Annotated in this window: 20 protein-coding genes; 9 read left to right on the forward strand and 11 right to left on the reverse strand. The window is 74.4% G+C overall.

Features of this window, described 5'->3' with window-relative positions; all coding sequences use genetic code 11:
* The first annotated feature begins 84 nt into the window (after positions 1–84).
* A complete protein-coding gene (locus tag ACYVPE_RS26350; protein ID WP_461036202.1) occupies positions 85–1,494 on the forward strand; it encodes an aminotransferase class V-fold PLP-dependent enzyme in 1,410 nt (469 codons plus the stop codon).
* Positions 1,495–1,506: 12 nt separating this feature from the next.
* On the opposite strand, the gene ACYVPE_RS26355 is transcribed toward ACYVPE_RS26350, so the two are convergent.
* Positions 1,507–2,481: a carbohydrate kinase family protein gene (locus ACYVPE_RS26355; protein ID WP_461036203.1), complete on the reverse strand. Its 975-nt coding sequence runs from the start codon at positions 2,479–2,481 to the stop codon at positions 1,507–1,509.
* Positions 2,482–2,705: 224 nt separating this feature from the next.
* Here ACYVPE_RS26355 and ACYVPE_RS26360 point away from each other — a divergent pair, with 224 nt between their 5' ends.
* Positions 2,706–4,040: a hypothetical protein gene (locus ACYVPE_RS26360; protein ID WP_461036204.1), complete on the forward strand. Its 1,335-nt coding sequence runs from the start codon at positions 2,706–2,708 to the stop codon at positions 4,038–4,040.
* A gap of 884 nt (positions 4,041–4,924) precedes the next feature.
* Here the strand turns inward: ACYVPE_RS26360 and ACYVPE_RS26365 are convergent.
* Positions 4,925–5,275 carry a HesB/IscA family protein gene (locus ACYVPE_RS26365; protein WP_461036205.1) on the reverse strand — a complete coding sequence of 117 codons (351 nt, stop codon included), beginning with the start codon at positions 5,273–5,275 and terminating at the stop codon, positions 4,925–4,927.
* A 220-nt stretch (positions 5,276–5,495) separates the two neighbouring features.
* On the opposite strand from ACYVPE_RS26365, the gene nadA reads away from it, so the two are divergent.
* A complete protein-coding gene (gene nadA / locus ACYVPE_RS26370) occupies positions 5,496–6,686 on the forward strand; it encodes a quinolinate synthase NadA (RefSeq protein WP_461036206.1) in 1,191 nt (396 codons plus the stop codon).
* A 21-nt stretch (positions 6,687–6,707) separates the two neighbouring features.
* Positions 6,708–7,565: a GNAT family N-acetyltransferase gene (locus ACYVPE_RS26375; protein ID WP_461036207.1), complete on the forward strand. Its 858-nt coding sequence runs from the start codon at positions 6,708–6,710 to the stop codon at positions 7,563–7,565.
* A 44-nt stretch (positions 7,566–7,609) separates the two neighbouring features.
* On the opposite strand, the gene ACYVPE_RS26380 is transcribed toward ACYVPE_RS26375, so the two are convergent.
* The 4 genes from ACYVPE_RS26380 to ACYVPE_RS26395 all read right to left on the reverse strand — a co-directional run bounded on the left by ACYVPE_RS26380 (position 7,610) and on the right by ACYVPE_RS26395 (position 10,816).
* The gene (locus tag ACYVPE_RS26380; protein ID WP_461036208.1) at positions 7,610–8,278 is read right to left on the reverse strand and encodes a response regulator; all 669 of its coding nucleotides are present in this window, start codon (positions 8,276–8,278) and stop codon (positions 7,610–7,612) included.
* 62 nt (positions 8,279–8,340) lie between these two features.
* The gene (locus ACYVPE_RS26385) at positions 8,341–9,669 is read right to left on the reverse strand and encodes a sensor histidine kinase (RefSeq protein WP_461036209.1); all 1,329 of its coding nucleotides are present in this window, start codon (positions 9,667–9,669) and stop codon (positions 8,341–8,343) included.
* Positions 9,670–9,688: 19 nt separating this feature from the next.
* The gene (pspAA, locus tag ACYVPE_RS26390; protein ID WP_461036210.1) at positions 9,689–9,967 is read right to left on the reverse strand and encodes a PspA-associated protein PspAA; all 279 of its coding nucleotides are present in this window, start codon (positions 9,965–9,967) and stop codon (positions 9,689–9,691) included.
* A gap of 66 nt (positions 9,968–10,033) precedes the next feature.
* Entirely contained in the window at positions 10,034–10,816 is a 783-nt protein-coding gene (locus ACYVPE_RS26395) for a PspA/IM30 family protein (RefSeq protein WP_461036220.1), read from the reverse strand.
* A gap of 258 nt (positions 10,817–11,074) precedes the next feature.
* Between ACYVPE_RS26395 and ACYVPE_RS26400 the strand changes: the two genes are divergently transcribed.
* Together ACYVPE_RS26400 and ACYVPE_RS26405 are read left to right on the forward strand one after the other, a co-directional pair.
* Positions 11,075–11,671: a DUF3043 domain-containing protein gene (locus ACYVPE_RS26400; RefSeq protein WP_461036211.1), complete on the forward strand. Its 597-nt coding sequence runs from the start codon at positions 11,075–11,077 to the stop codon at positions 11,669–11,671.
* 78 nt (positions 11,672–11,749) lie between these two features.
* A complete protein-coding gene (locus ACYVPE_RS26405; protein ID WP_461036212.1) occupies positions 11,750–12,793 on the forward strand; it encodes a S1C family serine protease in 1,044 nt (347 codons plus the stop codon).
* Between the two features lie 185 nt (positions 12,794–12,978).
* Here the strand turns inward: ACYVPE_RS26405 and ACYVPE_RS26410 are convergent, their stop codons facing one another.
* A complete protein-coding gene (locus ACYVPE_RS26410; RefSeq protein ID WP_461036213.1) occupies positions 12,979–13,191 on the reverse strand; it encodes a hypothetical protein in 213 nt (70 codons plus the stop codon).
* Between the two features lie 124 nt (positions 13,192–13,315).
* Here ACYVPE_RS26410 and ACYVPE_RS26415 point away from each other — a divergent pair, with 124 nt between their 5' ends.
* Positions 13,316–14,500 (forward strand): bifunctional adenosylcobinamide kinase/adenosylcobinamide-phosphate guanylyltransferase, encoded by a 1,185-nt coding sequence (locus ACYVPE_RS26415; RefSeq protein ID WP_461036214.1) that lies wholly within the window; start codon positions 13,316–13,318, stop codon positions 14,498–14,500.
* 44 nt (positions 14,501–14,544) lie between these two features.
* Positions 14,545–15,621, forward strand: a complete 1,077-nt coding sequence (locus ACYVPE_RS26420; protein WP_461036215.1) for a nicotinate-nucleotide--dimethylbenzimidazole phosphoribosyltransferase — start codon at positions 14,545–14,547, stop codon at positions 15,619–15,621.
* A gap of 561 nt (positions 15,622–16,182) precedes the next feature.
* On the opposite strand, the gene ACYVPE_RS26425 is transcribed toward ACYVPE_RS26420, so the two are convergent.
* From ACYVPE_RS26425 to ACYVPE_RS26440, 4 genes are all read right to left on the reverse strand, one after another.
* The gene (locus ACYVPE_RS26425) at positions 16,183–18,243 is read right to left on the reverse strand and encodes a putative bifunctional diguanylate cyclase/phosphodiesterase (protein ID WP_461036216.1); all 2,061 of its coding nucleotides are present in this window, start codon (positions 18,241–18,243) and stop codon (positions 16,183–16,185) included.
* A 147-nt stretch (positions 18,244–18,390) separates the two neighbouring features.
* Positions 18,391–20,658 (reverse strand): NAD-dependent DNA ligase LigA, encoded by a 2,268-nt coding sequence (gene ligA, locus ACYVPE_RS26430; protein WP_461036221.1) that lies wholly within the window; start codon positions 20,656–20,658, stop codon positions 18,391–18,393.
* A gap of 60 nt (positions 20,659–20,718) precedes the next feature.
* A complete protein-coding gene (locus tag ACYVPE_RS26435) occupies positions 20,719–21,747 on the reverse strand; it encodes a methionine synthase (protein WP_461036217.1) in 1,029 nt (342 codons plus the stop codon).
* A 34-nt stretch (positions 21,748–21,781) separates the two neighbouring features.
* A complete protein-coding gene (locus ACYVPE_RS26440) occupies positions 21,782–22,471 on the reverse strand; it encodes an SDR family oxidoreductase (RefSeq protein WP_461036218.1) in 690 nt (229 codons plus the stop codon).
* Positions 22,472–22,571: 100 nt separating this feature from the next.
* Here ACYVPE_RS26440 and ACYVPE_RS26445 point away from each other — a divergent pair, with 100 nt between their 5' ends.
* The gene (locus tag ACYVPE_RS26445; protein ID WP_461036222.1) at positions 22,572–23,369 is read left to right on the forward strand and encodes a carbon-nitrogen hydrolase family protein; all 798 of its coding nucleotides are present in this window, start codon (positions 22,572–22,574) and stop codon (positions 23,367–23,369) included.
* Positions 23,370–24,125: the final 756 nt, after the last annotated feature.

Genomic DNA, 24,125 nt, shown 5'->3' on the forward strand with positions numbered 1-24,125 from the left:
AACCCTACTCGACGCTCCTGGGGGGCTCGCGGGGAGGGGGCGTTACGCGTCGCCGCAGGTGTCCGGTGGTTGTTAGCGTGCCGTGTGACCTACTTCGACGCCGCCTCCTCGCTGCCCCTGCACCCGGTCGCCCGGGAGGCGTTGCTCGCCGCGTTCGCGGACGGCTGGGCCGATCCGGGGCGGCCGCACCGCGAGGGGCGGCGGGCCAGGCTGCTGTTGGACGCGGCGCGGGAGACGGCGGCCGAGGCGGTGGGCTGCCGTCCCGACGAACTGACGTTCACCACCTCGGGTACCCGGGCGCTGCACACCGGGATCGCCGGGGCGCTGGCCGGCCGGGCCCGGGTGGGCCGGCGGCTGCTGGTGTCGGCGGTGGAGCACTCGGCGGTGCTGCACGCGGCGGAGGTCCACCGGGACGCGGGCGGCACGGTGACGGAGATCGGCGTCGACTCGAACGGCCGGGTGGCCGCCGGGGCGGTGGCCGAGGCGTTGGGGGCCGCGGACGGTGAGCCGGCGGCGCTGGTGTGCGTGCAGTCGGCCAACCACGAGGTGGGCACGGTGCAGCCGGTGGCCGAGATCGCGGCCGAGTGCCGGGCGGCCGGGGTGCCGTTGCTGGTGGACGCGGCGCAGTCGCTCGGCTGGTCGGCGGTGCCGGGCGACTGGTCGCTGCTGGCCGGCAGCGCGCACAAGTGGGGCGGGCCCGGCGGGGTGGGGCTGCTCGTGGTCCGCAAGGGCACCAGGTTCGCGGCGCGCGGCCCGGCGGACGAGCGGGAGTCGGGGCGGGCGCCAGGCTTCGAGAACATCCCGGCGATCGTGGCGGCGGCGGCCTCGCTGCGCGCGGTGCGGGCGGCGGCGGACGCGGAGGGGGCGCGGCTGCGCGGCCTGGTGGAGCTGGTCAGGGCGCGGGTGCCGGAACTGGTGCCCGACGTGGCGGTGGTGGGCGACCCGGTGCACCGGCTGCCGCACGTGGTGACGTTCTCCTGCCTCTACGTGGACGGCGAGGCGCTGCTGCACGGCCTCGACCGGGCCGGGTTCGCGGTCTCGTCCGGCTCCTCGTGCACGTCGAGCACGCTGACGCCCAGCCATGTGCTGCGGGCGATGGGCGTGTTGTCGGAGGGGAACGTGCGGGTGTCGCTGCCGCCGGGGACGGCGGAGGCGGACGTGTCGCGGTTCCTCGCGGTGCTGCCCGGGGTGGTGGCCGAGGTGCGCGGCCGGCTCGACGTGCCGCGCCCGCCGGCCGCCGGGCGGGAGGACGCGGCCAGCGCTCGGGAGGAGGCGGCCGACGAGGTGACCGTCGACTCACTCGGCCGGCTCTGCCCGATTCCGGTGATCGAGCTGGCCAAGGCGATCGGCCGGGTGCCGGTGGGCGGTGTGGTGACGGTGCTGGCGGACGACGAGGCGGCCCGCCTGGACATCCCGGCCTGGTGCGCGATGCGCGGTCAGGAGTATCTGGGCGAGCCGACCCGTCACTCCTACCGGGTGCGGCGGCTGGCCTGACGGCCATCGGCCCTAGCTGAGGTGCGTCTGGACCTCGTCGGCGGCCTGCTGGCCGTAGGCCTTGGCGAACCGCTCGATGAACGGGCCGCGGTTGAGCGTGTACTCCTGGGTGCCGACGGTCTCGATGACCAGGGTGGCCACCATGCAGCCGACCTGGGCGCTGCGCTCCAGGGAGGCGCCCCAGGCCAGGCCGGCGAGGAAGCCGGCGCGGAAGGCGTCGCCGACGCCGGTCGGGTCGGCCTTGACCTCCTCCTCAGGGCAGCCGACCTCGATGTCGGGCTCGCCGCGCCGCTCGATCCGGACGCCGCGGGCGCCGAGGGTGGTGACCCGGGTGCCGACCCGGTCCAGCACCTCGGAGGACGACCAGCCGGTCTTGCTCTCGATCAGCGCCTTCTCGTACTCGTTGTTGAACAGGTAGGTGGCGCCGTCGGTGAGGTTCCTGATGTCCTCGCCCTCCATCCGGGCGAGCTGCTGGGAGTAGTCGGCGGCGAAGGGGATGCCGCGGGTGCGGCACTCCTCGGTGTGCCGCACCATCGCCTCGGGGTCGTCGGCGCCGATGTGCACGAGGTCGAGACCGCCGGCCCGGTCGGCGACGGTCTTCAACTCGATCAGCCGGGCCTCGCTCATGGCGCCGGTGTAGAAGGAGCCGATCTGGTTGTGGTCGGCGTCGGTGGTGCAGACGAAGCGCGCCGTGTGCAGGAGCTCGGAGATGCGGACGGCGGTGGTGTCCACGCCGTGCCGGTCGAGCCAGTCGCGGTACTCGTCGAAGTCGGCGCCGGCGGAGCCCACCAGGATCGGCCTGGCGCCGAGCTGCCCCATGCCGAAGCAGATGTTGGCGGCGACCCCGCCGCGCCGCACCTCCAGCGAATCGACCAGGAACGACAGCGAGACCGTGTGCAGCTGGTCGCCGACCAGTTGGTCGGCGAAGCGGCCTGGGAACGTCATCAGATGGTCGTTGGCGATGGAACCGGACACGGCGATGCGCACGATGGGGTCGCTCCCGGGAGAGTCGTCGAAGGGAGGACAAGGTTATCGGCCCGGGAACCTGGCACCGCCAGGGTCCGTCCAACGGTCATATCAAATGACCTGTCTACGTGACCGATCAGCGGGGAGAGCACGTGGCTGACGACGAGACCTCCGAAACGTCGGAATCGCCGGAATCACCAGAATCGCCGGAGCCGAGGCGCCGCCGATGGCCTGCGGTGACGGCGGTGGCCGCCGCGGTCACCCTGATCGCGGGCGGCGTCTTCGGGGCGCAGGGCCTGTGGGGTGACGGGAGTTCCGCCCCCGAGACGCAACCGGCGGGCTCGGGCGGCCGCGTCGCCCCCGAGGGGGCCCTGCCGTTGGACGACCCGGCCGGCCTGCCAGGGGGGTCGTACGCGGCGCTGGTGCCGGCGGGCGAGCTGCCTGACGCGCCGGAACGCGCCTCGATCCACCGCTACCAGGACGGCGCGGTCACCGAGGAGGCGGCGGCCGGCCTCGCCGAGGCACTCGGGGTGGACGGCGAGGTGCGGGAGTCGTCGGGCGACACCTGGACGGCGGCCGGCCCGGACGCCGAACTGCCGCCACTGACGGTGCTCCGGCAGGCGCCCGGCTTCTGGACCTACGGCGGCGCGATGTCCGCGGCCGACCCGACGGCCACCGAGTCGGCGGAGCCGATCGGCGCCGACGAGGCGCTGCGCGCCGCCGAACCCCTGCTCTCGGCCCTCGGCCTGGACGCCGACACGGCGCGGCTGAACGCGGACCAGGTGGCCGGCTCGACGCGCACCGTGGAGGCGGTGCCGCTGGTGGACGACCTGCCGACGGTCGGCCTCGAGACGGAGCTCCAGTACGCCGCCGACGGCTCACTGCTGATGGCCTCCGGCGCGTTGGCCCTCCCCGAGCCTGCCGAGGATCGGAGCACGATCGGCGCCCAACAGGCGCTCGACGCCTACAACGCCAACCCCGACCGCGCCATGGTCGCGCCGGCCGAGCCACAGTGCGTGGGCCCCGCCGAGCCGATGCCGCCGGCGGACGGCGAACCGCTGGAGTGCGGACCCACCACCGAGGACGACAAGCCCGAGAACGCGGAGGCCTCGGCCGAACTGGGCCTGGTCCTGCACCAGTCGGACGGCGCGCCGGTGCTGGTGCCGTCCTGGCTGTTCACCACCGACGACGGCCTCACGACGAGCTGGCCGGCCGTCGAGTACCACGTCGAACCGACCGCCGAGTCCGGCGAGGGCTCCCCCGGCGAGTCCGGCGACAGCGGCGTACAGCCGGCGGACCCGGGCCCGATCGAGGAGACCGGCATGACGGTCGACTCCTACGCCCCGGACGCCGAGTCCCTGACGATCACCTTCTGGGCGGGCGTCTGCGACGAGTACACCCTGGTCGCCGAGGAGTCGGACGACACGGTCCGCGTCACGGTGGAACCCGTCTCCCCCGACCCCGGCCGCGACTGCATCGCCCTGGCCGAACAGCAGACCGGCGAACTCACCCTGACCACCCCCATCGCCGACCGCACCCTCCTCGACCAATCCGGCCAGGAGATCCCCACGACCGACTGACCCCCGACCTTGGGGTTTCTCCCGCCCACCCACCCCACCCTTTCGGCGCGCTCCGCGCGATCCGGCCCTGACGGGCCAACGGCCCGCCCCCGCCGCGCGGAGCGCGGAAAGGGGCGGGCTCAGGGGGGAACCACGCGGAGCGGGACCGGGCGGCGCAGCCGCCATCCCCCGCCGGCCCGCCAGGGCCCACCACGCGAAGCGCGTCAAAGGGGCTCGTGGGGGCACCTCCCAGCCTCCCCCAGACTCCGTCCGGGGGGACCCCCATGGCTGGAGGGTGGGGCACGACCCGCGAAGCGCCGCCCGGCACAGCCCCGGCCCGCAGGGCCTACCACCACACGGAGCGCGGCCGGCGGCACACCCGCCCCTCCCAACCCACCAGGGCCCACCGCGCACAGCGCGCCAAAGGGGCGGGAGCGGGGAGCAACTCGCGAAGCACCACAAGCCCCGCGCCATCGGCGCACCCACGGCCCGCAGGGCCTACCGCGCGCAGCGCGCCCACGCGGAGCGCGGCCGGCGGCACACCCGCCCCTCCCAACCCACCAGGGCCCACCGCGCGAAGCGCGGAAAGGGGCGGGTGGGGGCACCACCCAGCCTCCCCCAGACTCCGTCCGGGGGACCCCCATGGCTGGGAGAGGGTGGGGCACGACCCGCGAAGCGCCGCCTGGCACAGCCCCGGCCCGCAGGGCCTACCACCACACGGAGCGCGGCCGGCGGCACAGCCGCCACTCCCAGCCCACCAGGGCCCACCGCGCGGAGCGCGGAAAGGGGCGGGTGGGCGGGGGAAACCGCCGCCGGTCGGAGAAAAGCCGGCAGCGCCCCACCAGCCCAAGGCCGGCACGGCGCTGCGGAACCTTCGAGGCGCTCCAGCCGCAAGGCGGAGACCGTCAGCTGAAAGAGTCCCCACACGCGCACGAACCCGTCGCGTTCGGGTTGTCGATCGTGAAGCCCTGCTTCTCGATCGTGTCGACGAAGTCGATCGACGCGCCGCCGAGGTAGGGCGCGCTCATGCGGTCCGTGACGACCTTGACGCCGTCGAATTCCTTCACGACGTCCCCGTCGAGCGAGCGCTCGTCGAAGAAGAGCTGGTAGCGCAGACCGGAACACCCGCCGGGCTGGACCGCCACGCGGAGCGCGAGGTCGTCACGCCCCTCCTGCTCGAGCAGGCTCCTGACCTTCGCCACGGCCGTGTCGGAAACGAGAATGCCGTCGTCGACGGTCTTTTCCGTTACGGACATCTGCGTATCTCCCGGGTAGTACGGAATGCTCTGGCAGCGTGCTGCAACAGACGCCCGCTCCGATCTATTCCGGTGCCGGCGCGTCATTTTCTCCTCTCATGCTCGCACACCCCACACCGATGGCGGAATGCGTCACAGTGACGCTATCGGTCTCGTCAGACTGACGCGAAGGAGTTATGATCCATTGCGTCAATACGACGATAAAGGAAGGGTGCGTGCCATGAACACCGCCCAGACACTGGGCGTCGAGCCCACTCCGCTCGCCCTGCTGCTGCTCGGCCGGGACGCCGATCCGGCGAGCGAGCGTGGTGTCGACTGCCCGGGTGACCTGCCGGCCCCGTCCGACCCGGACCTGGTGGAGCGGGCGCGGGCCGCCAAGGCGCGGCTCGGCGACCGGGTCTTCGTCCTCGGCCACCACTACCAACGGGACGAGGTCATCCAGTTCGCCGACGTCACGGGCGACTCGTTCAAGCTGGCCAGGGACGCCGCCGCCAGGCCCGAGGCGGAGTACATCGTCTTCTGCGGCGTGCACTTCATGGCCGAGTCGGCCGACATCCTCACCTCGGACGCCCAGCAGGTGGTGCTGCCCGATCTGGCCGCCGGCTGTTCGATGGCCGACATGGCCACCGGCGAGCAGGTCGCCGAGGCGTGGGACGTGCTGACCGAGGCCGGCGTCGCCGCCGACACGGTGCCGGTGACGTACATGAACTCCTCGGCCGACATCAAGGCGTTCACCGGCCGGCACGGCGGCACCGTCTGCACCTCGTCGAACGCCCGCCGCGCCCTGGAGTGGGCCTTCGACCAGCGGCCCGAGGGGGCGGGCAGGGTGCTCTTCCTGCCCGACCAGCACCTGGGCAGGAACACCGCCGTCCGCGATCTCGGCATGTCCCTCGACGACTGCGTCGTCTACAACCCGCACCGGCCGAACGGCGGGCTCACCGCGGAGCAGCTGCGGAACGCCCGGATGATCCTGTGGCGCGGGCACTGCTCGGTGCACGGCAGGTTCTCGCTCGACTCGGTGAACGAGGTCAGGGCCCGGATACCCGGCGTCCAGGTGCTGGTGCACCCGGAGTGCAGGAACGAGGTGGTGGCGGCCGCCGACCACGTGGGCTCGACCGAGCACATCATCCGGATGCTGGACGCCGCCCCGGCCGGCAGCAAGTGGGCCATCGGCACCGAGCTCAACCTGGTGCGGCGGCTCGCCGACCGCTACGCGCCGGAGGGCAAGGAGATCGTCTTCCTGGACCGCACGGTCTGCTTCTGCTCCACGATGAACCGGATCGACCTGCCGCACCTGGTGTGGGCGCTCGAGTCGCTGGCGGACGGGCGGGTGGTCAACCGCATCCAGGTGGACGCCGAGACGGAGCACTACGCGAAGCTCGCCCTGGAGCGCATGCTGGCACTGCCCTGACCGGCGGGCCACGATGGGGGCATGCTGCTGCGCCAGGTACGTGACTCCCGCGCCGACGCCGAGGCCGTCCGGCAGGTGGTGCTCGCGGCGCGCGGCGAGGCGGCCGAGGAGTGGTCGCCGCCGCGCACCGCGCGCTTCCACCGCCGGGCCAGGCATCTGGCCGGCACCGACCCCGGCGGCTGCTGGCTGGCCGAGGACGCGGCGGGGCGGCCGGTCGGCGCGGCGCTGGCCAGCCGCCGGGAGGGCCTGTGGGGTCTCTCGCTGCTGGTGGTGGATCCCGGGGCCCGTGGCAAGGGCGTGGGCACCGCGCTGCTGCGGCGGGCCATGGCGCACGCCGGGGGCACGCTGCGCGGCATGATCTGCGGCTCGGGCGACCCCCTGTCGGCGCGGGTGCACCGGGCCGCCGGGTTCACGCTGCACCCGGTGATGCGGCTGACCGGCACGGTCGACCCGTCGCGGCTGACCGCGCCTGACGGCCCGGCGATCGAGGGCGGCCCGGCGCAGATCGACCTGATGGACTCGGTGGACCGCCGGCTGCGCGGCGGCGCCCACGGCCCCGACCACGCGGAGCTGCTGCTGCACTGCCGGGTGGTGGTGGCGGACGACCTGGGCGGCAGCGGCTACTGCTACCTGGACGACGAGGGCACCGTGGAGCTGCTGGCCGCCACCTCGCGGCGGATCGCGGTGCGGCTGCTGGCCTCGGCGCTGCTGAGCCGCCCGCCGGGGGCCGCGGCGAGCGTGCCCCGGCTGACGGCGGAGCAGGAGTGGGCGGTGGACGTGGGCCTGGCCGCCGGCCTCGAGCTGGCACCCGGCGGCTATCTGTGCCTGCGCGGGATGCGCCCGCCGGCCCCGTACATCCCGTCCGCCGCCTTCCTCTGAGCCGCCGCGGCGGCCGCGCCACCGACCGCGCGGCGCGCGGCGGTTCAGCCGGAGCGGGGCTTGACCAGGCCGGTCTCGTAGGCGGTGACCACCAGCTGGGCCCGGTCCCTGGCGGAGAGCTTGGTCAGCAGCCGGTTGATGTGGGTCTTGACGGTCAGCGGGCTGACGGAGAGCCGCTTGGCGATCTCGTCGTTGGAGAGCCCACCTGCCACCTCGACCAGCACCTCGCGCTCCCGGGCCGTCAGCACGTCGAGGGTGGAGTCGTCCAGCGACTCGCCGCCGTCGCTCTGGGCGAGGAAGCGGGCGATCAGGCCCCGGGTGGCGGTCGGCGAGAGCAGCGACTCGCCGTCGGCGGCCAGCCGGATCGCGGCGAGCAGCTCCTCCGGCTCCGCGCCCTTGCCGAGGAACCCGGAGGCGCCGGCCCGCAGCGCCTGCACCACGTAGTCGTCGGACTCGAAGGTGGTCAGGATGACCACCCGCACCGCGGCGAGCGTCGGGTCGGCGCTGATGGCCCGGGTGGCGGCGAGGCCGTCCATGCCGGGCATCCTGATGTCCATCAGCACCACGTCGGCGCCGGCCTCGCGGATCACCCGCAGCGCCTCGGCGCCGTCCGACGCCTCGCCGGTGACGGTCATCTCCGGATCCGAGTCGACCAGCACCCGGAACGCGCTTCGCAGCAGGGCCTGGTCGTCCGCCAGCACCACCCTGATCACAGCACCACCCTGGTCACGCCATCTTCCTGTTCACGATCCCTCGGGACCCCTCGGGCCGGTGCTCAACCGCACCAGCCGACCTTCGAGCTCCCCGGCCCGCCACGCGCCACCTCGTTCTCCGCGTCCGACGCGCCCGGTGGGCGCAGCGGCAGCGTGACCCGCACCCGGAAGCCGCCCTCGTCCCTCGGGCCGGTCTCGCAGGTGCCGTGCAGCGCGGCGGCCCGCTCCCGCATCCCGGTGAGGCCGTGGCCGCTGCCCATGCCGCCGAGCCCGGCGGCCGGGGCCGCGGCGACGCGGTCGCGGCGCGGGCCGTCGTCCTCCACGGTGATGTCGAGGAGCGGGTCGACGGCGACCCCGCGGCGCACGATGCGGACCCGGGCGCTCGACTCGGCGCCGGCGTGCTTGTGGACGTTGGTCAGCGCCTCCTGGACCACCCGGTAGGCGGCCAGGTCGACGGCGGACGGCAGCGGCCCGTCGGCCGCCGGCGCGTGCACCGAGACGGCCATCCCGGCCTTGGTGAAGCCCTCCACCAGCTCGTCGAGCACGGCCAGGCCCCTGGCGGGCTCGGTCGGGGCGATCGGCTCGTCCTGCTGGCGGAGCAGCCCGACGGTGGTCTGCAACTCGCCGAGGGCCCGCCGGCTGGCCTGCCGGATGTGGCCGAGCGCTTCCTTGGCCTGGTCGGGGCGGGTGTCCATGACGTGCGCGGCGACGCCGGCCTGCACGTTGACCAGGGCGATGTGGTGGGCGACGACGTCGTGCAGCTCGCGCGCGATCCGCAGCCGCTCCTCGGCCACCCGCCGCCTGGCCTCCTCCTCGCGGGTGCGCTCGGCACGCTCGGCCCGCTCCCGGATGGCGTCGACGGCGGCCCGCCGGTGCCGCACCGCCTCGCCGAGCGTGGCGGCCAGCCCCAGCCAGGCGACGATGCCCAGGTTCTCCGAGACGTACCAGGGCTGGGCGCCGAGCAGCATGGTGGCCGGGATGAACGCGGCGACGGTGACCAGGGCGACCCGGAAGGTGGTGTGCCGGTCGGTGCGCATGGCGACCGTGAAGACCGCGATCACCACCGTCATGGCGAGCGACGCGTGCCGCTCGCTCGGCGGGTGCGACTGGGTGCCGAGGACCAGTTCGAGCATGCTGAGCGCGCTGACCACGGCCAGCACCCTCATCGGCGACACCCGCCTGGCCGCCAGGGCGGCGGAGGCCAGCAACGTGAGCACCACGGAGTGGGCGGGCAGCTCGCGCTTGCCGAAGCCCGGGGTGCCGCCTGAGGAGGCCATCGTGACGGACGCGACGATCACGACCACGAACACGAGGACCGCGATCATCGCGTCCAGCGCCAGGGGGTGCACCCGCAGCCAGTGGTGGGCGCGGGCGCCTTGTTCGGGAGTCACGTCGGCGGTCTCGGTCGGCTCAGTCGGGGATCAGGCCGTCTTCGGTGAGCATGGCCCGCACCTCGTCGATGGTGGCGTCGGGTGCGGGCAGGATCAGCTCGGAGGGCTCGAGGGCGTCGTCGGGCAGCGGGGTGCCGAGCTTCCTGACGGCCGCGAGCAGCGCGCCGAGGGTGCGCCGGAAGCCGTCCAGATCGCCGGACTCGACCTCGGCGAGCAGCTCGTCGTCGAGCTTGTTCAGCTCGGGGAAGTGGCTGTCGGCCAGCCGGACCTGCCCCTCCCCCATGATCCGCACGATCATGATGCCCTCCGTCTTTCGTGTAGGGGCCCTGCCGTCTCGTCGGGGGTGGTCACGGCCGGGCGGCGGTCACTGCTTGTCGAGCCGAGGGGAGCTCTGCTGCTCCTGTCGCTCCTCGTTCGTGCCGCCGCCCTCGATGGCCTGGCGCCCGGCGGAGCTGCCGCCGGAGAGCTCGGCCTTCATCCGCTCCAGCTCGAACTCGACGTCCGCGTTGCCCGAGATCCGGTCGAGCTCGGCCGTGATGTCGTCCTTGGAGCTGCCGGTCACGTCGTCCAGGGCGCCGGAGGCGACGAGCTCGTCGAGCGCACCGGCGCGGGCCTGGAGCTGGGCGGTCTTGTCCTCGGCGCGCTGGATGGCCAGGCCGACGTCGCCCATCTCCTCGGAGATGCCGGAGAACGCCTCGCCGATCCTCGTCTGCGCCTGGGCCGCCGTGTAGGTGGCCTTGATCGTCTCCTTGCGGGTGCGGAACGCGTCCACCTTGGCCTGGAGCCGCTGGGCCGCAAGGGTGAGCTTGTTCTCCTCGTTCTGCAGCGTCTCGTGCTGCTGCTGGAGGTCGGTGATCTGCTGCTGCAGCCCGGACCGCCTGGTCAGCGCCTCGCGGGCCAGATCCTCGCGGCCCAGCGCCAGCGCCTTCCTGCCCTGCTCCTCGAGCTTCCCCGACTGGCCGTTGAGCTGGTTCAGCTGGAGCTCGAGCCGCTTGCGCGAGGTCGCCACGTCCGCGACGCCACGCCGCACCTTCTGGAGCAGCTCCAGCTGCTTCTGGTACGAGTAGTCGAGCGTCTCGCGCGGATCCTCGGCCCGGTCAAGGGCCTTGTTGGCTTTCGCGCGGAAGATCATCCCCATCCGCTTCATCACACCGCTCATGGGCCTCGCGCGCCCCCTTCATACCGGGCTCGAACCTGTGACCATTCCTACTGATCCCCTACTACCCTACGGGTCGCCTCTCCATTAGCGCATCGCTCGGCGACGAATCGCTCCTACCTCAGAACGATTGCTGAGCGGCCGTTCTACACCCTGCGGCCTGGTCTGCCCCCTCCTGGCGGGGTCCGTTGCGTGATCGTGCCGGTCGCCCCGGGTCGTCACGCGGAGCGAGACCGTAGTCTTGGGGTTGTGTTCCGAAGCCGTTCGAAAGAAGATCAGGCCCGCTCCGCCGATGCCGAGCGGGAGGAGTCCCGCGGCCGCGACCCGCAGGCACCCAAGGGCCGGCCCACGCCCAAACGCAGCGAGGCCGAGGCGTTGCGGCGTGCCGTGGTGAAGCCGTCCACCAACCGCAAGGAGGCGTCCAAGCGGGCCAGGGAGCAGCGGCGCACCGCGATGAACAAGCAGCGGGAGGCGTTGCTCTCGGGCGACGAGCGCCACCTGCCGGCCCGTGACCGGGGCAGGGTGCGGCGCTTCGTCCGGGACTTCGTGGACACCAAGTGGCACGTGGCCGAGTACTTCCTGCCGATCGCCGTGCTGATCCTGGTGCTGAGCATGCTGCCGTCGCTGGCCGCGCGGAACATCGCGCTGCTGATGTGGCTCGCGGTGATCGTGATGATCGTCTTCGACTCGTTCCTGATGAACCGCCGCCTGAAGAAGCAGCTGCGCGCCAGGTTCCCCGACGAGAACCTGCGCGGCACCACGGCCTACGCCCTGATGCGCACCATGCAGATGCGGCGCATGCGGCTGCCCCGCCCGCAGATCAAGCGCGGCGAGGAGCCCCGCTAGTCCCTTTCCGGGCGAGCGGGTCGCCCGAACGGCTGGCCGTCGCTCGCGGGTCGCGTGGGCGGCGGCCAGACTGCCGTTGTGAGACGGCGCACCGGTTCCCGAGCGAGCGCGTGGCAGGCCGTGGGCTGCGCGGCGGCCCTGCTGCTGGCCGGCGGCTGTACTGACGGCTCGTCCGAGGCGCGGGGCGGCACCACCGTGCCGCACGCCATCCCCGGCGACCTCCAGGCCACCTACCAGGACGTGGTACACGACGTGCTGCCCTCCGTCGTGCAGATCACCGCCGGGGACGGCCTGGGCTCCGGCATCGTCTACGACGGCTCAGGCCACATCGTCACCAACGCGCACGTGGTGGGGGACGGCCGGGACTTCGAGGTGCTGCTGGCCACCAGCCAGACGGCGCAGCCGGCCCGGCTGGTGGCCTCCTACCCGCCGCAGGACCTGGCGGTCATCAAGCTCACCGACCCGCCTGACGGGATGCGGGCCGCGGACTTCGCCGACTCCTCGCGGGTGGAGGTCGGCCAGATCGTGCTGGCGATGGGCAACCCGCTGGGCCTCGCGTCCAGCGTCACCCAGGGCATCGTCTCCGCCGTCGGCCGCTCGGTCAGCGAGGGCGAGGGCCAGGCCACGCTCGGCAACATGGTGCAGACGTCGGCCGCGATCAACCCGGGCAACAGCGGCGGCGCGCTCGTCGACCTGTCGGGCACGGTGATCGGCATCCCCACCCTGGCCGCCAGGGACCCGGGTCTCGGCGGCGGCCAGGCGCCAGGCATCGGCTTCGCGATCCCCTCCTCCACCGTGACCTTCCTGGCCGACCAGATGATCGACCACGGCCGCGTCGAGGACTCGGGGCGCGCGGCGCTCGGCGTCTCCGCGCGCACCGTGCTCGGCGACGGCTTCGAACCGGCCGGCGCCGCGCTCGTCGACGTCACCGAGGAAGGCCCGGCCGCCAAGGCCGGGCTGCGCCCCGGGGACGTGCTGGTGAAGCTGGGCACGGAGCCGATCACCGACGTGGTGACGCTCTCCGAGGCGCTGGCCACCCACCGGCCGGACGACACGGTGGAGGTCAGGTACCTGCGGGACGGCGAGCGCAGATCAGCCGACGTCACCCTCGGCGAGGCGTGAACGCTCAGCTGGAGGGACGGGAACCGCGGGCAGGCCGTGGCCGGTGTGGCTGGTGGCGCCTCGCGGGAGGACCGTCTCCCGTCGCGTTCCCGCGCTCTCGCGGGGTACGACGGCGTGCGCGACGGCCACGAGGTCGCGAGGTCGCCGAACCGTCGATCTCCGCCGCCCCCGGTGGGCTCCGCGGCTCACTCGTCCAGGGCGGAGTGCAGGCTCATCGGGCCGTAGATCTTCGTGCCGTCCTCGAGCAGCGTCACCTGGTCGACGCCCTCGTCGAGCAGTTCGCCCCAGATCTCGCCGATCCAGGACTCCGCGTCGCCCTGGGTCCCGAAGTCGCCCGGGTCCTGGGAGGGCTCCGTCGACGTGCCGTCCGCCTTCTCGAACCGCCACTCCCAAGCCATGCACGCCTCCTGATGAACCATCCGGCCGCGACTTCCTGATCGCAGACTAAATCACGGGTCGGGCCCGCGGGGCACTACCGCGCGCATCAGCACGCCGAGCCCGACGATCCGCGAGGATCGGCACATGGACGTCACCCTGCTCGGCACCGGCGCCCCGGCCGGCCTCCCCCGCCCCGGCTGCCCCTGCGCCCGCTGCGCCAGGGCGCTCGGCGCCGACGTCCGCACGGCCACCTCGCTGCTGGTGGACGGGGTGCTGCTGCTCGACCTGACGCCGGGCGCGGCGCTGGCCGCCGCGCGGGCCGGGCGGTCGCTCACCGGGGTGCGGCAGGCGCTGCTGACCCACCCGCACGACGGGCCGGCGCTGGAGCTGCCGCCCGGCCTGCCGGGGCCGTTGCGGCTGCCGGACGGCCGGGACCTGGCGCTGCTCAGCGGGCACCGGATCACCGCCGTCGCGGTGGACATCCCGGGCACCGGCTACGCCGTCACCGGGCCGGGCGGCGGCCGGCTGCTCTACCTGCCGCCCGGCGCGGCGCCCGCCGGCCTCGCGGACGGCCGGCCCTACGACCTGTGCCTGCTGGACGTCGTCGGCCGCCCCGACGCGCTGGCCAGGCTGCGGGCGGCCGGCGCGGTGGCGCTGACCACCGACGTGGTCGCGGTGCACCTGGACCACGACGTGCCGCCGGGGGCCGAGCTGCGCCGCCGCCTGGCCGCGGCCGGCGCCCGCGCCGTGCCCGACGGCCGCACGCTGACGGTCGGCGACTTCCGCGAGGTGCCGGAACTCCCGCGCCGCACCCTGGTGTTGGGCGGGGCGAGGTCGGGGAAGTCGGCGGAGGCCGAACGGCGGCTCGTCACCTTCCCCGGCGTCGTGTACGCGGCCACCGGCGGGGAGCGAGCCGGCGACCCCGAGTGGCGGGACCGGGTGGCGGGACACCGGGAGCGGCGGCCGGCGAGCTGGTCCACGGTCGAGACCCGCGACCTGGTGCCGCTCCTCGAACAGGACGACGCGGGGCCGCTGCTGATCGACTGTCTGGCGCTCTGGCTGACCGACGCGCTGGACTCGGTGGGCGCCTGGGAGGGCCGCGGCGCCACGGAACTGGCGGCCAGGACGGCCGCCCTGGTCGCGGCGGTCAGGGCCACCCGGCGCCAGGTGGTGCTCGTCAGCAACGAGGTCGGCTCAGGCGTGGTGCCGGCCACCTCCTCCGGACGCCGCTTCCGCGACGAACTCGGCCGCCTCAACGCGGCCGTGGCGGCCGAGTGCGAACAGGTACTCCTGCTCACGGCCGGTTGCGCGACGACGCTGCGCGGCTGAGCCACGCTCCGGGGGCGCGAGCCGGAGCGATACCCTCGTTTGCCATGAGCGACGGCGGTGTGAACCTCGATGACTTCGGCGATCTCATCGAGCGGCCGAGTGCCAGGCTCCGGCGGCAGGCCGAGGAGCGGCGGGCCCGGCTGGGCGTGCCTCCCAAGGCGCTCGGCCGGCTCGACGAGATCGGTGCCTGGCTGGCCGCGGCCCAGGGCCGGGTGCCGGTGGCCCCGATCGAGCGCCCCAGGGCGGTGCTGTTCGCGGGCGACCACGGGATCGCCTCACTCGGCGTCTCGGCCCGTCGGGCCGGCGGCGCCACGGCCCTCGTCCGGGACGCGCTGGACGGCGTCAGCCCGGCCGCCGTGCTGGCCCGCCAGGCCGGCGTCCCGCTGCGGATCGTCGACCTGTCGCTCGACTGCCCGGCCGACGAACTCCCCGCCGACGTCAGCCGGCACCGGGTCAGGCGCGGCTCTGGCCGCCTCGACATCGAGGACACGCTGACGGCCGAGGAGGCCGAGCAGGCGTTCCGCACCGGCATGGCCATCGCCGACGAGGAGGCCGACTCGGGCACCGACCTGCTGGTGCTCGGCGACATCTCGGTCGGCGGCACGACCGCCGCAGGCGTCCTCGTCGCGGCCATGTGCGGCACGGACGCCTCCATGGTGACCGGCCGCGGCGGGCTCCACATCGACGACCTGACCTGGATGCGGAAGTGCGCCGCCATCCGCGACGGCCTCCGCCGGGCCCGCCCGGTGCTCGGCGACCAACTGCGCCTGCTGGGCGCCGTGGCCGGCGCCGACCTGACCGCGATGACGGGCTTCCTGCTCCAGTGCGCGGTCCGGCGCACGCCGGTGGTCCTCGACGGCGTCGTCTCGGTGGCCTGCGCCCTGGTCGGCCAGCGCATCGCGTTCCGCGCCCCCGACTGGTGGCTGGCCGGCCACGCCAGCGGCGAGCCCGGCCAGTCCAAGGCGCTCGACCGGATGGCGATGGAGCCCATCCTCGACCAGAACGTCACCGTCGGGGAGGGCACCGGAGCGCTCCTCGCCCTCCCCCTGATCCGCGCGGCGGCCGCGTTGGCGGCCGAACTCCCGGAGGCGGACCGGGAACTGGACGCGACCGCGACGTAGGCACGGCGCGGGGTTTCCCCCCACCCACCCCTTGTTCCGCGCTTCGCGCGGGTGGGCCCTGGCGGGCCGGCCGGCGCCTGTGGCGTGGGGTGGGTGCCCCGCGCTCCGCGCGGGGTTTTCCCCACCCACCCGCCCCTTTCCGCGCTTCGCGCGGTGGGGCCCGGCGGGCCAAGGCGGCTGCGCCGCCCGGCCCTGCGGGGCTCTGCCCCGTCAGGGGGCACGTGCTCCCGCCCCAGGGCGGATGCGCCCCGGCAGGGGGCACGCGGGCCCGGCCTTCGGCGGCTTCGCCGCCGGGCCGGCGGCCCGTTACCGCGCGAGGCCACCTGCCAAGGGCTCGTGGGGGCACCTCCCAGCCTCCCCCAGACTCCGTCCGGGGGGACCCCCATGGCTGGGGGAGGGTGGGCGCGGCCGCACCGCTGCGCACGGCCGCAGGCCGACACGGCCGCAGGGCCCCAACAAGGCGGCTACGCCGCCGTTGGGCCCCCGCGGGCCACCGCCCGCGCGCAGCGCGCGCCACCCCGCGGCAGCGGAAAGGGCGGGTGGGTGGGGAGAAACCGGCCGTCAGGCCGTCGGGGCTGGCAGGGCCGGCACGCCCGACCCGCGGGCGCGGAGCCAGGCCGTGGTCTCCGCGGGCGGCATCGCCGCCGCGACGAGCCAGCCCTGGACCGCGTCGCAGCCGAGATCCCGGAGCCGCTCCCACGTCTCGTCGTCCTCGACGCCCTCCGCGACGACCACCAGCCCCAGCGAGTGCGCCAGTTCCACCGTGCAGCGGACGATCTCCGCGTCCTCGCTGTCCACCGTGAGGCGGGCCACGAAGGAGCGGTCGATCTTGAGTTCGCTGACGGGGAGGCGCCGCAGGTGGACCAGGGAGGAGTAGCCGGTGCCGAAGTCGTCCAGCGACATCCGGACGCCGTGGCCGGTGAGCCCGGCCAGCGTGTCGGCTGCCTGCTGCGGGTCCTCCAGCATCACGTGCTCGGTGATCTCCAGTTGGAGGGAGCCGGCCGGGACGCCGTGGCGGGCGAGGCGGGCGGCGACCGCGCCGGCGAAGCCTGGGGTGTAGACGTCGCGCGGCGAGACGTTGACCGCGACCGGCACCGTCAGGCCGGCTGAGCGCCACCGCGCGACCTGCCGGAGCGCCGTCTCCAGGACGTACTCCGTCAGCCGCGGCATCAGCCCTGACGTCTCGGCGATGGCGATGAACTCGTCGGGCGGGATCCGGCCCCGGTCCGGGTGTTGCCAGCGGACCAGCGCCTCGAGCCCCTCGACCTCGCCGTCGAAGCGGACCTTGGGCTGGTAGTGCAGCTCGACCTCGCCGGCTTCCAGGGCCCGCCGCAGGTCGCCGAGGAGCGCGAGGCGGTCGGGGGTGTTGCTGTCGCGGCTGGCGTCGTAGACCTCGACGCCGCTGCGGTCGTTCTTGGCGCCGTACATGGCGACGTCGGCCCGGCGCAGCAGGCCCTCGGCCTCGGGGGCGTGGTCGGGGAAGACCGCGACGCCGGCGCTGGCCTCGATCACCATGGTGAGGCCGTCGAGTTCGAGGGGGGCGCTGAGCGAGCCGAGGACGGCGCGGGCGGTGCGTTGCGCGCTGGTCGCGGAGTCCACCGCGGGCAGCAGCACGGCGAACTCGTCGCCGCCGAGCCTGGCCGCCTCCGCGTTGGCGGGCAGTTGGCGCCGGATGCGGTCGGCGATCTGCAACAGGAGCTGGTCGCCGGTGAGATGGCCGAGGGTGTCGTTGACCGAGCGGAAGCTGTCGAGGTCGATCAGGATCAGCGCGGCGCGCTCGCCGGCCCGGTCGGCCTCGTCGAGGGCGACCCGGGTGCGCTCCAGCAGCCACTGCCGGTTGGGGAGGCCGGTCAGCGGGTCGAGGAGCTGGTCCTCGGCGCGGTCCCTGGCCATCCAGAAGGTCGAGTCGAGGGCTATCAGCGGCACCACGAACAGCGGGAGCAGCAGCGGCTTGTGGGCGGCGACCACCACGATCAGGGGAACGATGCACAGCAGTGCGACCGCCACCAGGGCCTGCCGGGCCAGCACGCCGCTGGCGAGCGAGGCCAGGCCGCCCGGCGGGTCGCTGCTCAGCCACAGCAGGGTGCGGGTGATCAGCAGGTAGGCGGCGGCGCCCAGGAGTAACTGCGGGACGGTGGTGGGCTCCCAGGCGGACGGCTCCCAGCGGTTCTCGATGCTGGGGCGGTTTCCCCAGGCGGCCAGGGCGAGGGCGGCCGCGCCTATGCCGAGGACGTCGATGGCGCCGTGCAGCAGGGCCTCCCGGCGGCGCCCGCGGCGGGCGGCCCCGACGACGCTGACCACGGCCAGGCTGACGAGCACGGCGGGCACCCAGCCGTAGAGCAGCAGCATCGCCAGGGCCAGCGCCGCGCCCGAGCCGCTGCCGCCGCTCCACCAGCGGTCCCGCCCCCAGGCCACCAGGTGGGCCACGATCAGCGCGGTGAGGACGGCGAAGCCCCACCCCGGGCGGTCGCCGGGGAACACCGCGTGGCCGCCGGCCACCAGCCGGACGATGCCGATGGCCAGGGCGATGCCGGCGGCGGCCGGCAACGCCGGCCTGATGTATCGGGACAGCCACGCGTGATCGCGTGGTGGGGGCCGTCTCCCCCCGGGAGCTGACTGCATTCGGGTCCCTCTCACGGCCGTTCTCGCCCGCCCGCGACCGGGCGCACCACCCCACATTAGGCCGCCGGGCGCCGGCACGGGCAGGGAACACCGACGGTTACCGAAAGCACGTCGCGCGGTCGTATGTTCCTGGTATATGCCCCGGGTTCAGGAGTTCGACTCTCCGTCAGACGCTCCTTTCCCGCCCTCCTCCCGGGTCTCCTCCGCCTCCTCGGACCCGGCGGTCTCCTCCGCCTCGCCCGTCACCAGGGCGAGCTCCCGCGCCGCGTCCGGGCCCTGGTCGAGCAGCGCGCGGAAGCCGACCTCGTCGAGGACCGGCACCTTCAGCTGCACCGCCTTGTCGTACTTGGATCCCGGGCTCTCCCCCACGACCACGAAGTGCGTCTTCTTGGACACCGATCCGGTGACCTTCGCGCCCCGGCTCTGAAGGGCCTCCTTGGCGCCGTCCCTGGTGAAGCCCTGGAGGGTGCCGGTGACCACGGCGGTGATCCCGGCCAGCGGGCGCGGGCCGGCCTCCGCCGTGGACTCCGCTTCGAGCCGCACCCCGGCGGCCCGCCAGCGCTCCACGATCTCGCGGTGCCAGTCGACCGCGAACCAGTCCTTGAGGGAGGCCGCGATGGTGGGGCCGACGCCCTCGGTCGCGGCCAGCTCCTCCTCGCCGGCCTCGGCGATGCGGTCGAGCGAGCCGAACTCGCGGGCCAGTGCCTCGGCCGCCACCGGGCCCACGTGCCGGATGGAGAGGCCGGTGATGATCCTGGCCAGCGGCCGCTGCCTGGCCTCCCTGATCGCGTCGAGCATGGCCAGCGCGTTCTTCTTGGGCTCGCCCTGCTGGTTGGCGAAGAAGGTGACGACCTTCGGCTCCCCCGTCTCCGGGTCGCGCTTGGGCAGCCCCGTGTCCTGGTCGAGGACGTAGGACTTGATGGGCAGCAGCTCCTCGACCGTGAGCTCGAACAGCCGGCCCTCGTCGCGCAGCGGCGGCTCGGCCGGTTCGATCGGCTGGGTGAGGGCGGTGGCCGCGACATAGCCGAAGTGGTCGATGTCGAGGCATCTGCGGCTGGCCAGATAGAAGATCCGCTCCCGCAGCTGGGCCGGGCACGAGCGGGAGTTGGGGCAGCGCAGGTCGATGTCCCCCTCCTTCATGGGCCGCAGCGCGGTGCCGCACTCCGGGCAGTCGGCCGGCATCTCGAACTCGCGCTCGCTGCCGTCCCGCAGGTCGGCCACGGGGCCGAGGATCTCCGGGATCACGTCGCCCGCCTTGCGCAGCACCACCGTGTCGCCGATGAGCACGCCCTTGGCCCTGACCACCTCCTGGTTGTGCAGGGTGGCGAACTCGACCTCGGAGCCGGCCACGGTGACCGGCTCCACCACCGCGTACGGCGTGACCCGGCCGGTGCGGCCGACGCCCACCCGGATGTCGACCAGTGTGGTGTTGACCTCCTCGGGCGGGTACTTCCAGGCGATGGCCCAGCGGGGCGCCCGCGAGGTGCTGCCGAGCCGCCCCTGGAGCCGGATCTCGTCGAGCTTCACCACCACGCCGTCGATCTCGTGCTCCACGGCGTGCCGGTGCTCGCCGTAGTAGGCGATGAACTCCCGCACGCCATCGAGCGAGTCGACGACCTTCGCCGCCCTGGCGGTGGGCAGACCCCACTCCTTGAGCAGGTCGTACGCGTGGGAGAGCCGCTCGATCTCGAAGCCGTCGCGCGCGCCGATGCCGTGCACCACCATCTGGAGCGGGCGGCTCGCGGTGATCTTGGGATCCTTCTGGCGCAGCGAACCGGCCGCCGCGTTGCGCGGGTTGGCGAACGGCTTCTCGCCGGCGGCGACCAGCCGCGCGTTCAGCTCCTCGAAGCGCTCCATCGGGAAGAACACCTCGCCGCGGATCTCCACCAGCGCCGGCACCCGGTCGCCGTGCAGCCGCTGCGGCACCTCGGCGATGGTGCGCACGTTGGGCGTGATGTCCTCGCCGGTGCGGCCGTTCCCCCGGGTGGCGGCCCTGGTCAGCCGGCCGTGCTCGTACGTGAGGTTGACCGCGAGGCCGTCCACCTTGAGCTCGCAGAGGAAGTGGTAGGGGATGCCGGCCAGCTCCTCGGCGATCCGCTCGGCCCACGCGTCGAGCTCGGCGTCGTCGAACGCGTTGTCCAGCGAGAGCATGCGCTCCCGGTGGTCGACCGAGGTGAACTCCGTCTCGTAGGTGCCGGCGACCTGCTGCGTCGGCGAGTCGGGCGTGCGCAGCTCGGGGTGCTCGTCCTCCAGGGCCTGCAACTCGCGCAGAATCCGGTCGAACTCGGCGTCGCTGATGACCGGCGTGGTCACGTAGTAGCGGAAGCGGTGCTCCTCGACCTGCTCGGCGAGCCGGGCGTGCCGCTCCCTCGCCGCGGGCGGCACCGAGGACCGGGGCACGGAGGACTGCGGCACCGAGGCGCCTCCCACGGAGGGCTCGGCCTTGGCGGATTCGGCCACTGAACTCGTCTCCCGTCACTCAGGGTTGTCCGCGAGGGATCTCGCCGCCCGGACGCAGTGCTCCAACGCGGCCGCCGCGTACGCCGGGGTGGCGCCCGCGAGGCCGCAGGTGGGGGTGATGGCCACGGACTTCGCGAGAAGCTCCGGAGACAGCCCCAGCCTGCGCCAAAGCGATCTGACTCCACTGACAGTACCGGCCGGGTCTGACAATTCACCTGGCGTGGCGCCGGTGCCCGGGATGACGCCGGCGAAGAGCGCGGTGCCGCCCTCGACGGCCTCGCCGATCATGTCGTCGTCACGCTCGGTGAGTAGCCCGGCGTCGAAGGAGACGCCGGTGACGCCGGCCCTGCGGAGCAGCGCGAACGGCACGCCGGGCGCGCAGCTGTGCACCACCACCGGGTCGTCGCCGGCCACCGCGACCAGGCCGCGCAGCGTCTCCTCGGCCACCGCGCGGTCCACGGCCCGGTGGGTGCGGTAGCCGCTGGCGGTGGGCACCCGGCCGGTGAGCACGGCGGTCAGCGACGGCTCGTCGAGCTGGAGCACCACGGTGGCGCCCGGCACCCGGCGGCGCACCTCGGCGAGGTGGCCGCGCAGCCCCTCGGCCAGCGAGGCCGCCAGGTCCCGGCAGGCGCCGGCGTCGCCCAGCATGGCCTCGCCGTTGCGTCGTTCCAGGGCGGCGGCCAGCGTCCAGGGGCCAACCGCCGACACCTTGACCGCCCCCGTGTAGCCCTGGGTGAACTCCTCGAGCGCGTCCAGGTCCTCGCGGAGCCAGGCGCGGGCCCGCCGGGTGTCCCGGCCAGGACGGTCCCCGATCCGCCAGCCGCTCGGCTCGACCCGGGCGTACAGCTCGACCAGCAGGCCGGCCGTCCGCCCGATCATGTCCGCGCCCGGGCCGCGCGCGGGTAGCTCGGACAGGTGGAGCAGCGTCTCCAGGGAGCCGGCCACGATCCTGGCGGCCTCCCTGGCGTCCTCGCCCGGCATCGAGCCGACGCCGGTGGCCGCCGCCGGTCCCCAGGGGAAAGCGTTCGTTGAGGGTTCAGTCACGGGGACAACGTAGACAACGACGGCCGGCCGGTGGTCAGCCGGTGGGTCGCACCGTCAGGTCGGTGACCTCGGCGCCGCGCGGCAGGTCGAGCGCGGTGAGCACGGTGGTCGCGACGTCCGCCGTGGTCAGCCACCGCTCCGGCTCGTAGTCCCGGCCCTCCTGCCGGTGCACCTTCTCCTGCATGGGCGTCGCGGTACGGCCCGGGTAGACGGTCGTGACGCGCACCCCGTTGGCGGCCTCCTCGCCGCGCAGCGCGTCGGCGAGGGCGCGCAGCCCGTGCTTGCTGGCGGCGTACGCGCCCCACCCGGGGTAGGCGTGCAGCCCGGCGCCGGAGTTGATGAACACGACGTGGCCGGCGGCGGCGCGCAGTTGGGGCAGCAGCAGCCTGGTGAGCTCGGCCGGGGCGATCAGGTTGGTGGTGAGGGTGGAGTGCCAGACCTTGGTGCTGAGCTCGCCGACAGAGCCGAGGTCGACGACGCCCGCGCTGTGGATGAGCGAGTCGACGCGGTCCGGCGGGGACTGGTGGCCGAGCGCCCAGGAGAGCCGGTCGGGCTCACCGAGATCGCCGACGAGGGTACGCGCGCCCGGGTAGAGCGCCTCGAGCTCCCGCGCGCGGCCCGCGTCGCGCGCCCACAGCCACACCTCGTCGCCCCGCTTGGTCAGCCGCTCCGCGACCGCCGCGCCGATTCCCGAACCTGCCCCTGTGATCACATGGGTTGCCATACGACCATGGTCTCCTACGGCCTGGGGCACGAGGAGGAGGACTGTCATGACTGCCATGCCTGCCATGGGATCGGGACGGGCTGCGGCGGCCGCCAGGACGGTGCGGATCGCGGTGGGTCAACTGGCCTCCGGGGTCTCGCCGAAGGAGAACCTGACGGCGATCGCACGGGACACCGAGCGGGCGGCGGACCAGGGCGCCGACGTGGTGGTGTTCCCCGAGGCCGCGATGGCGCGGTTCGGGATCCCGCTCGGCCCGGTCGCCGAACCACTCGACGGCCCCTGGGCGACGGCGGTCCGGGAGCTCGCGGCACGGACCGGAGTGCTGGTGGTGGCCGGCATGTTCACCCCCGCCGACGACGGCCGGGTCGCCAACACCCTGCTGATCACCGGCCGAGGCGTCGACACCCACTACGACAAGGTGCACCTCTTCGACGCGTTCGGCTTCGCCGAGTCGGCGACGGTCGCCCCCGGCGGGCGGGCCGTGACGGCCGATCTCGGCGACGTCCGGGTCGGGTTCGCCACGTGCTACGACGTCCGGTTCCCCGGCCTCTTCACCCGGCTCGCCGACGACGGGGCGCGGTTGATCCTGCTCCCCGCCTCCTGGGGCGCCGGACCTGGCAAGCTCGCGCAGTGGGACCTGCTGGTGCGGGCCCGCGCGCTCGACAGCACGTGCTGGATCGTGGCCGCCGGCCAGGCCGACCCGACGACGGTCGGGTCGGCGCCGAAGACGAAGGCGCCGACGGGGATCGGGCACAGCGCGGTCGTCTCGCCGCTCGGCGAGGTTCGCGCGCGGTTGGGGGCGGGGCCGGGGCTTCTGGTCCACGACGTGGACCTCACGGAGGTGGCGGCGGCCAGGGCGGCGGTCCCGGTCCTGGCGAACCGGCGCGATGTGGTGTGACGGGTTCCCCCCACCCACCCGCCCCTTGTTCCGCGCCCCGCGCGGGGCGGGGGTGCCCCGCGCTCCGCGCGGTGCTGTCCCCACCCTCCCCCAGCTAACGGCCCCCAGCCATGGGGGTCCCCCCGGACGGAGTCTGGGGGAGGCTGGGAGGTGCCCCCAGGGAGGTGCCCCCACAAGCCCGTTCATCCGCGCTGCGCGCGGTGGGGGCGGCTGCGCCGCCCGGCACGCGGGAGGCGCTGCCTGCCCGTGAGGTGGGTGCCCCGCGCTTCGCGCGGGGTTTTCCCCACCCTCCCCCAGCTAACGCTGGGAGGTGCCCCCACGAGCCCTTTGTTCCGCGCTTCGCGCGGTGGGGGCCCCGGGCCGGGGGCCGAGGGCGGCTTCGCCGCCTGGCCCTCCGGGCCCCGCGGCCCGGCCTCGCGGGGCTCCGCCCCGCGAGGGGCCCGCCCCAGGGCGGGCGCGGCCCGCCAGGGGGGCGGGCCTGGCCTTCGGCGGCTTCGCCGCCGGGCCGCAGGCCGCTGCCGCGCGAGGCCACCGCCAAGGGCTCGTGGGGGCACCTCTCAGCCTCCCCCAGACTCCGTCCGGGGGGACCCCCATGGCTGGGGGTGGGTGGGCGCGGCACGCCCGCAGGGCACAAACAACCGCGGCTGCGCCGCCCGGCCTCGCGGGGCTCCGCCCCGCGAGGGGGGGCGCGGGCCCGGCCCACGGCGGCTACGCCGCCGGGCCGCCAGCCCGCTGCCGCGCAAGCCACCCGCCGGG

The organism is Streptomyces mayteni (assembly GCF_054783955.1).

Excerpts from the sequence above, each read along its gene's own strand:
- nadA (WP_461036206.1), top strand. The coding sequence starts at position 5,496 with ATGAACACCGCCCAGACACTGGGCGTCGAGCCCACTCCGCTCGCCCTG.
- ACYVPE_RS26375 (WP_461036207.1), top strand. The coding sequence starts at position 6,708 with ATGCTGCTGCGCCAGGTACGTGACTCCCGCGCCGACGCCGAGGCCGTC.
- ACYVPE_RS26415 (WP_461036214.1), top strand. The coding sequence starts at position 13,316 with ATGGACGTCACCCTGCTCGGCACCGGCGCCCCGGCCGGCCTCCCCCGC.
- ACYVPE_RS26395 (WP_461036220.1), bottom strand. The coding sequence starts at position 10,816 with ATGAAGCGGATGGGGATGATCTTCCGCGCGAAAGCCAACAAGGCCCTT.
- ACYVPE_RS26440 (WP_461036218.1), bottom strand. The coding sequence starts at position 22,471 with ATGGCAACCCATGTGATCACAGGGGCAGGTTCGGGAATCGGCGCGGCG.
- ACYVPE_RS26425 (WP_461036216.1), bottom strand. The coding sequence starts at position 18,243 with ATGCAGTCAGCTCCCGGGGGGAGACGGCCCCCACCACGCGATCACGCG.
- ACYVPE_RS26420 (WP_461036215.1), top strand. The coding sequence starts at position 14,545 with ATGAGCGACGGCGGTGTGAACCTCGATGACTTCGGCGATCTCATCGAG.
- pspAA (WP_461036210.1), bottom strand. The coding sequence starts at position 9,967 with ATGATCGTGCGGATCATGGGGGAGGGGCAGGTCCGGCTGGCCGACAGC.
- ACYVPE_RS26410 (WP_461036213.1), bottom strand. The coding sequence starts at position 13,191 with ATGGCTTGGGAGTGGCGGTTCGAGAAGGCGGACGGCACGTCGACGGAG.
- ACYVPE_RS26365 (WP_461036205.1), bottom strand. The coding sequence starts at position 5,275 with ATGTCCGTAACGGAAAAGACCGTCGACGACGGCATTCTCGTTTCCGAC.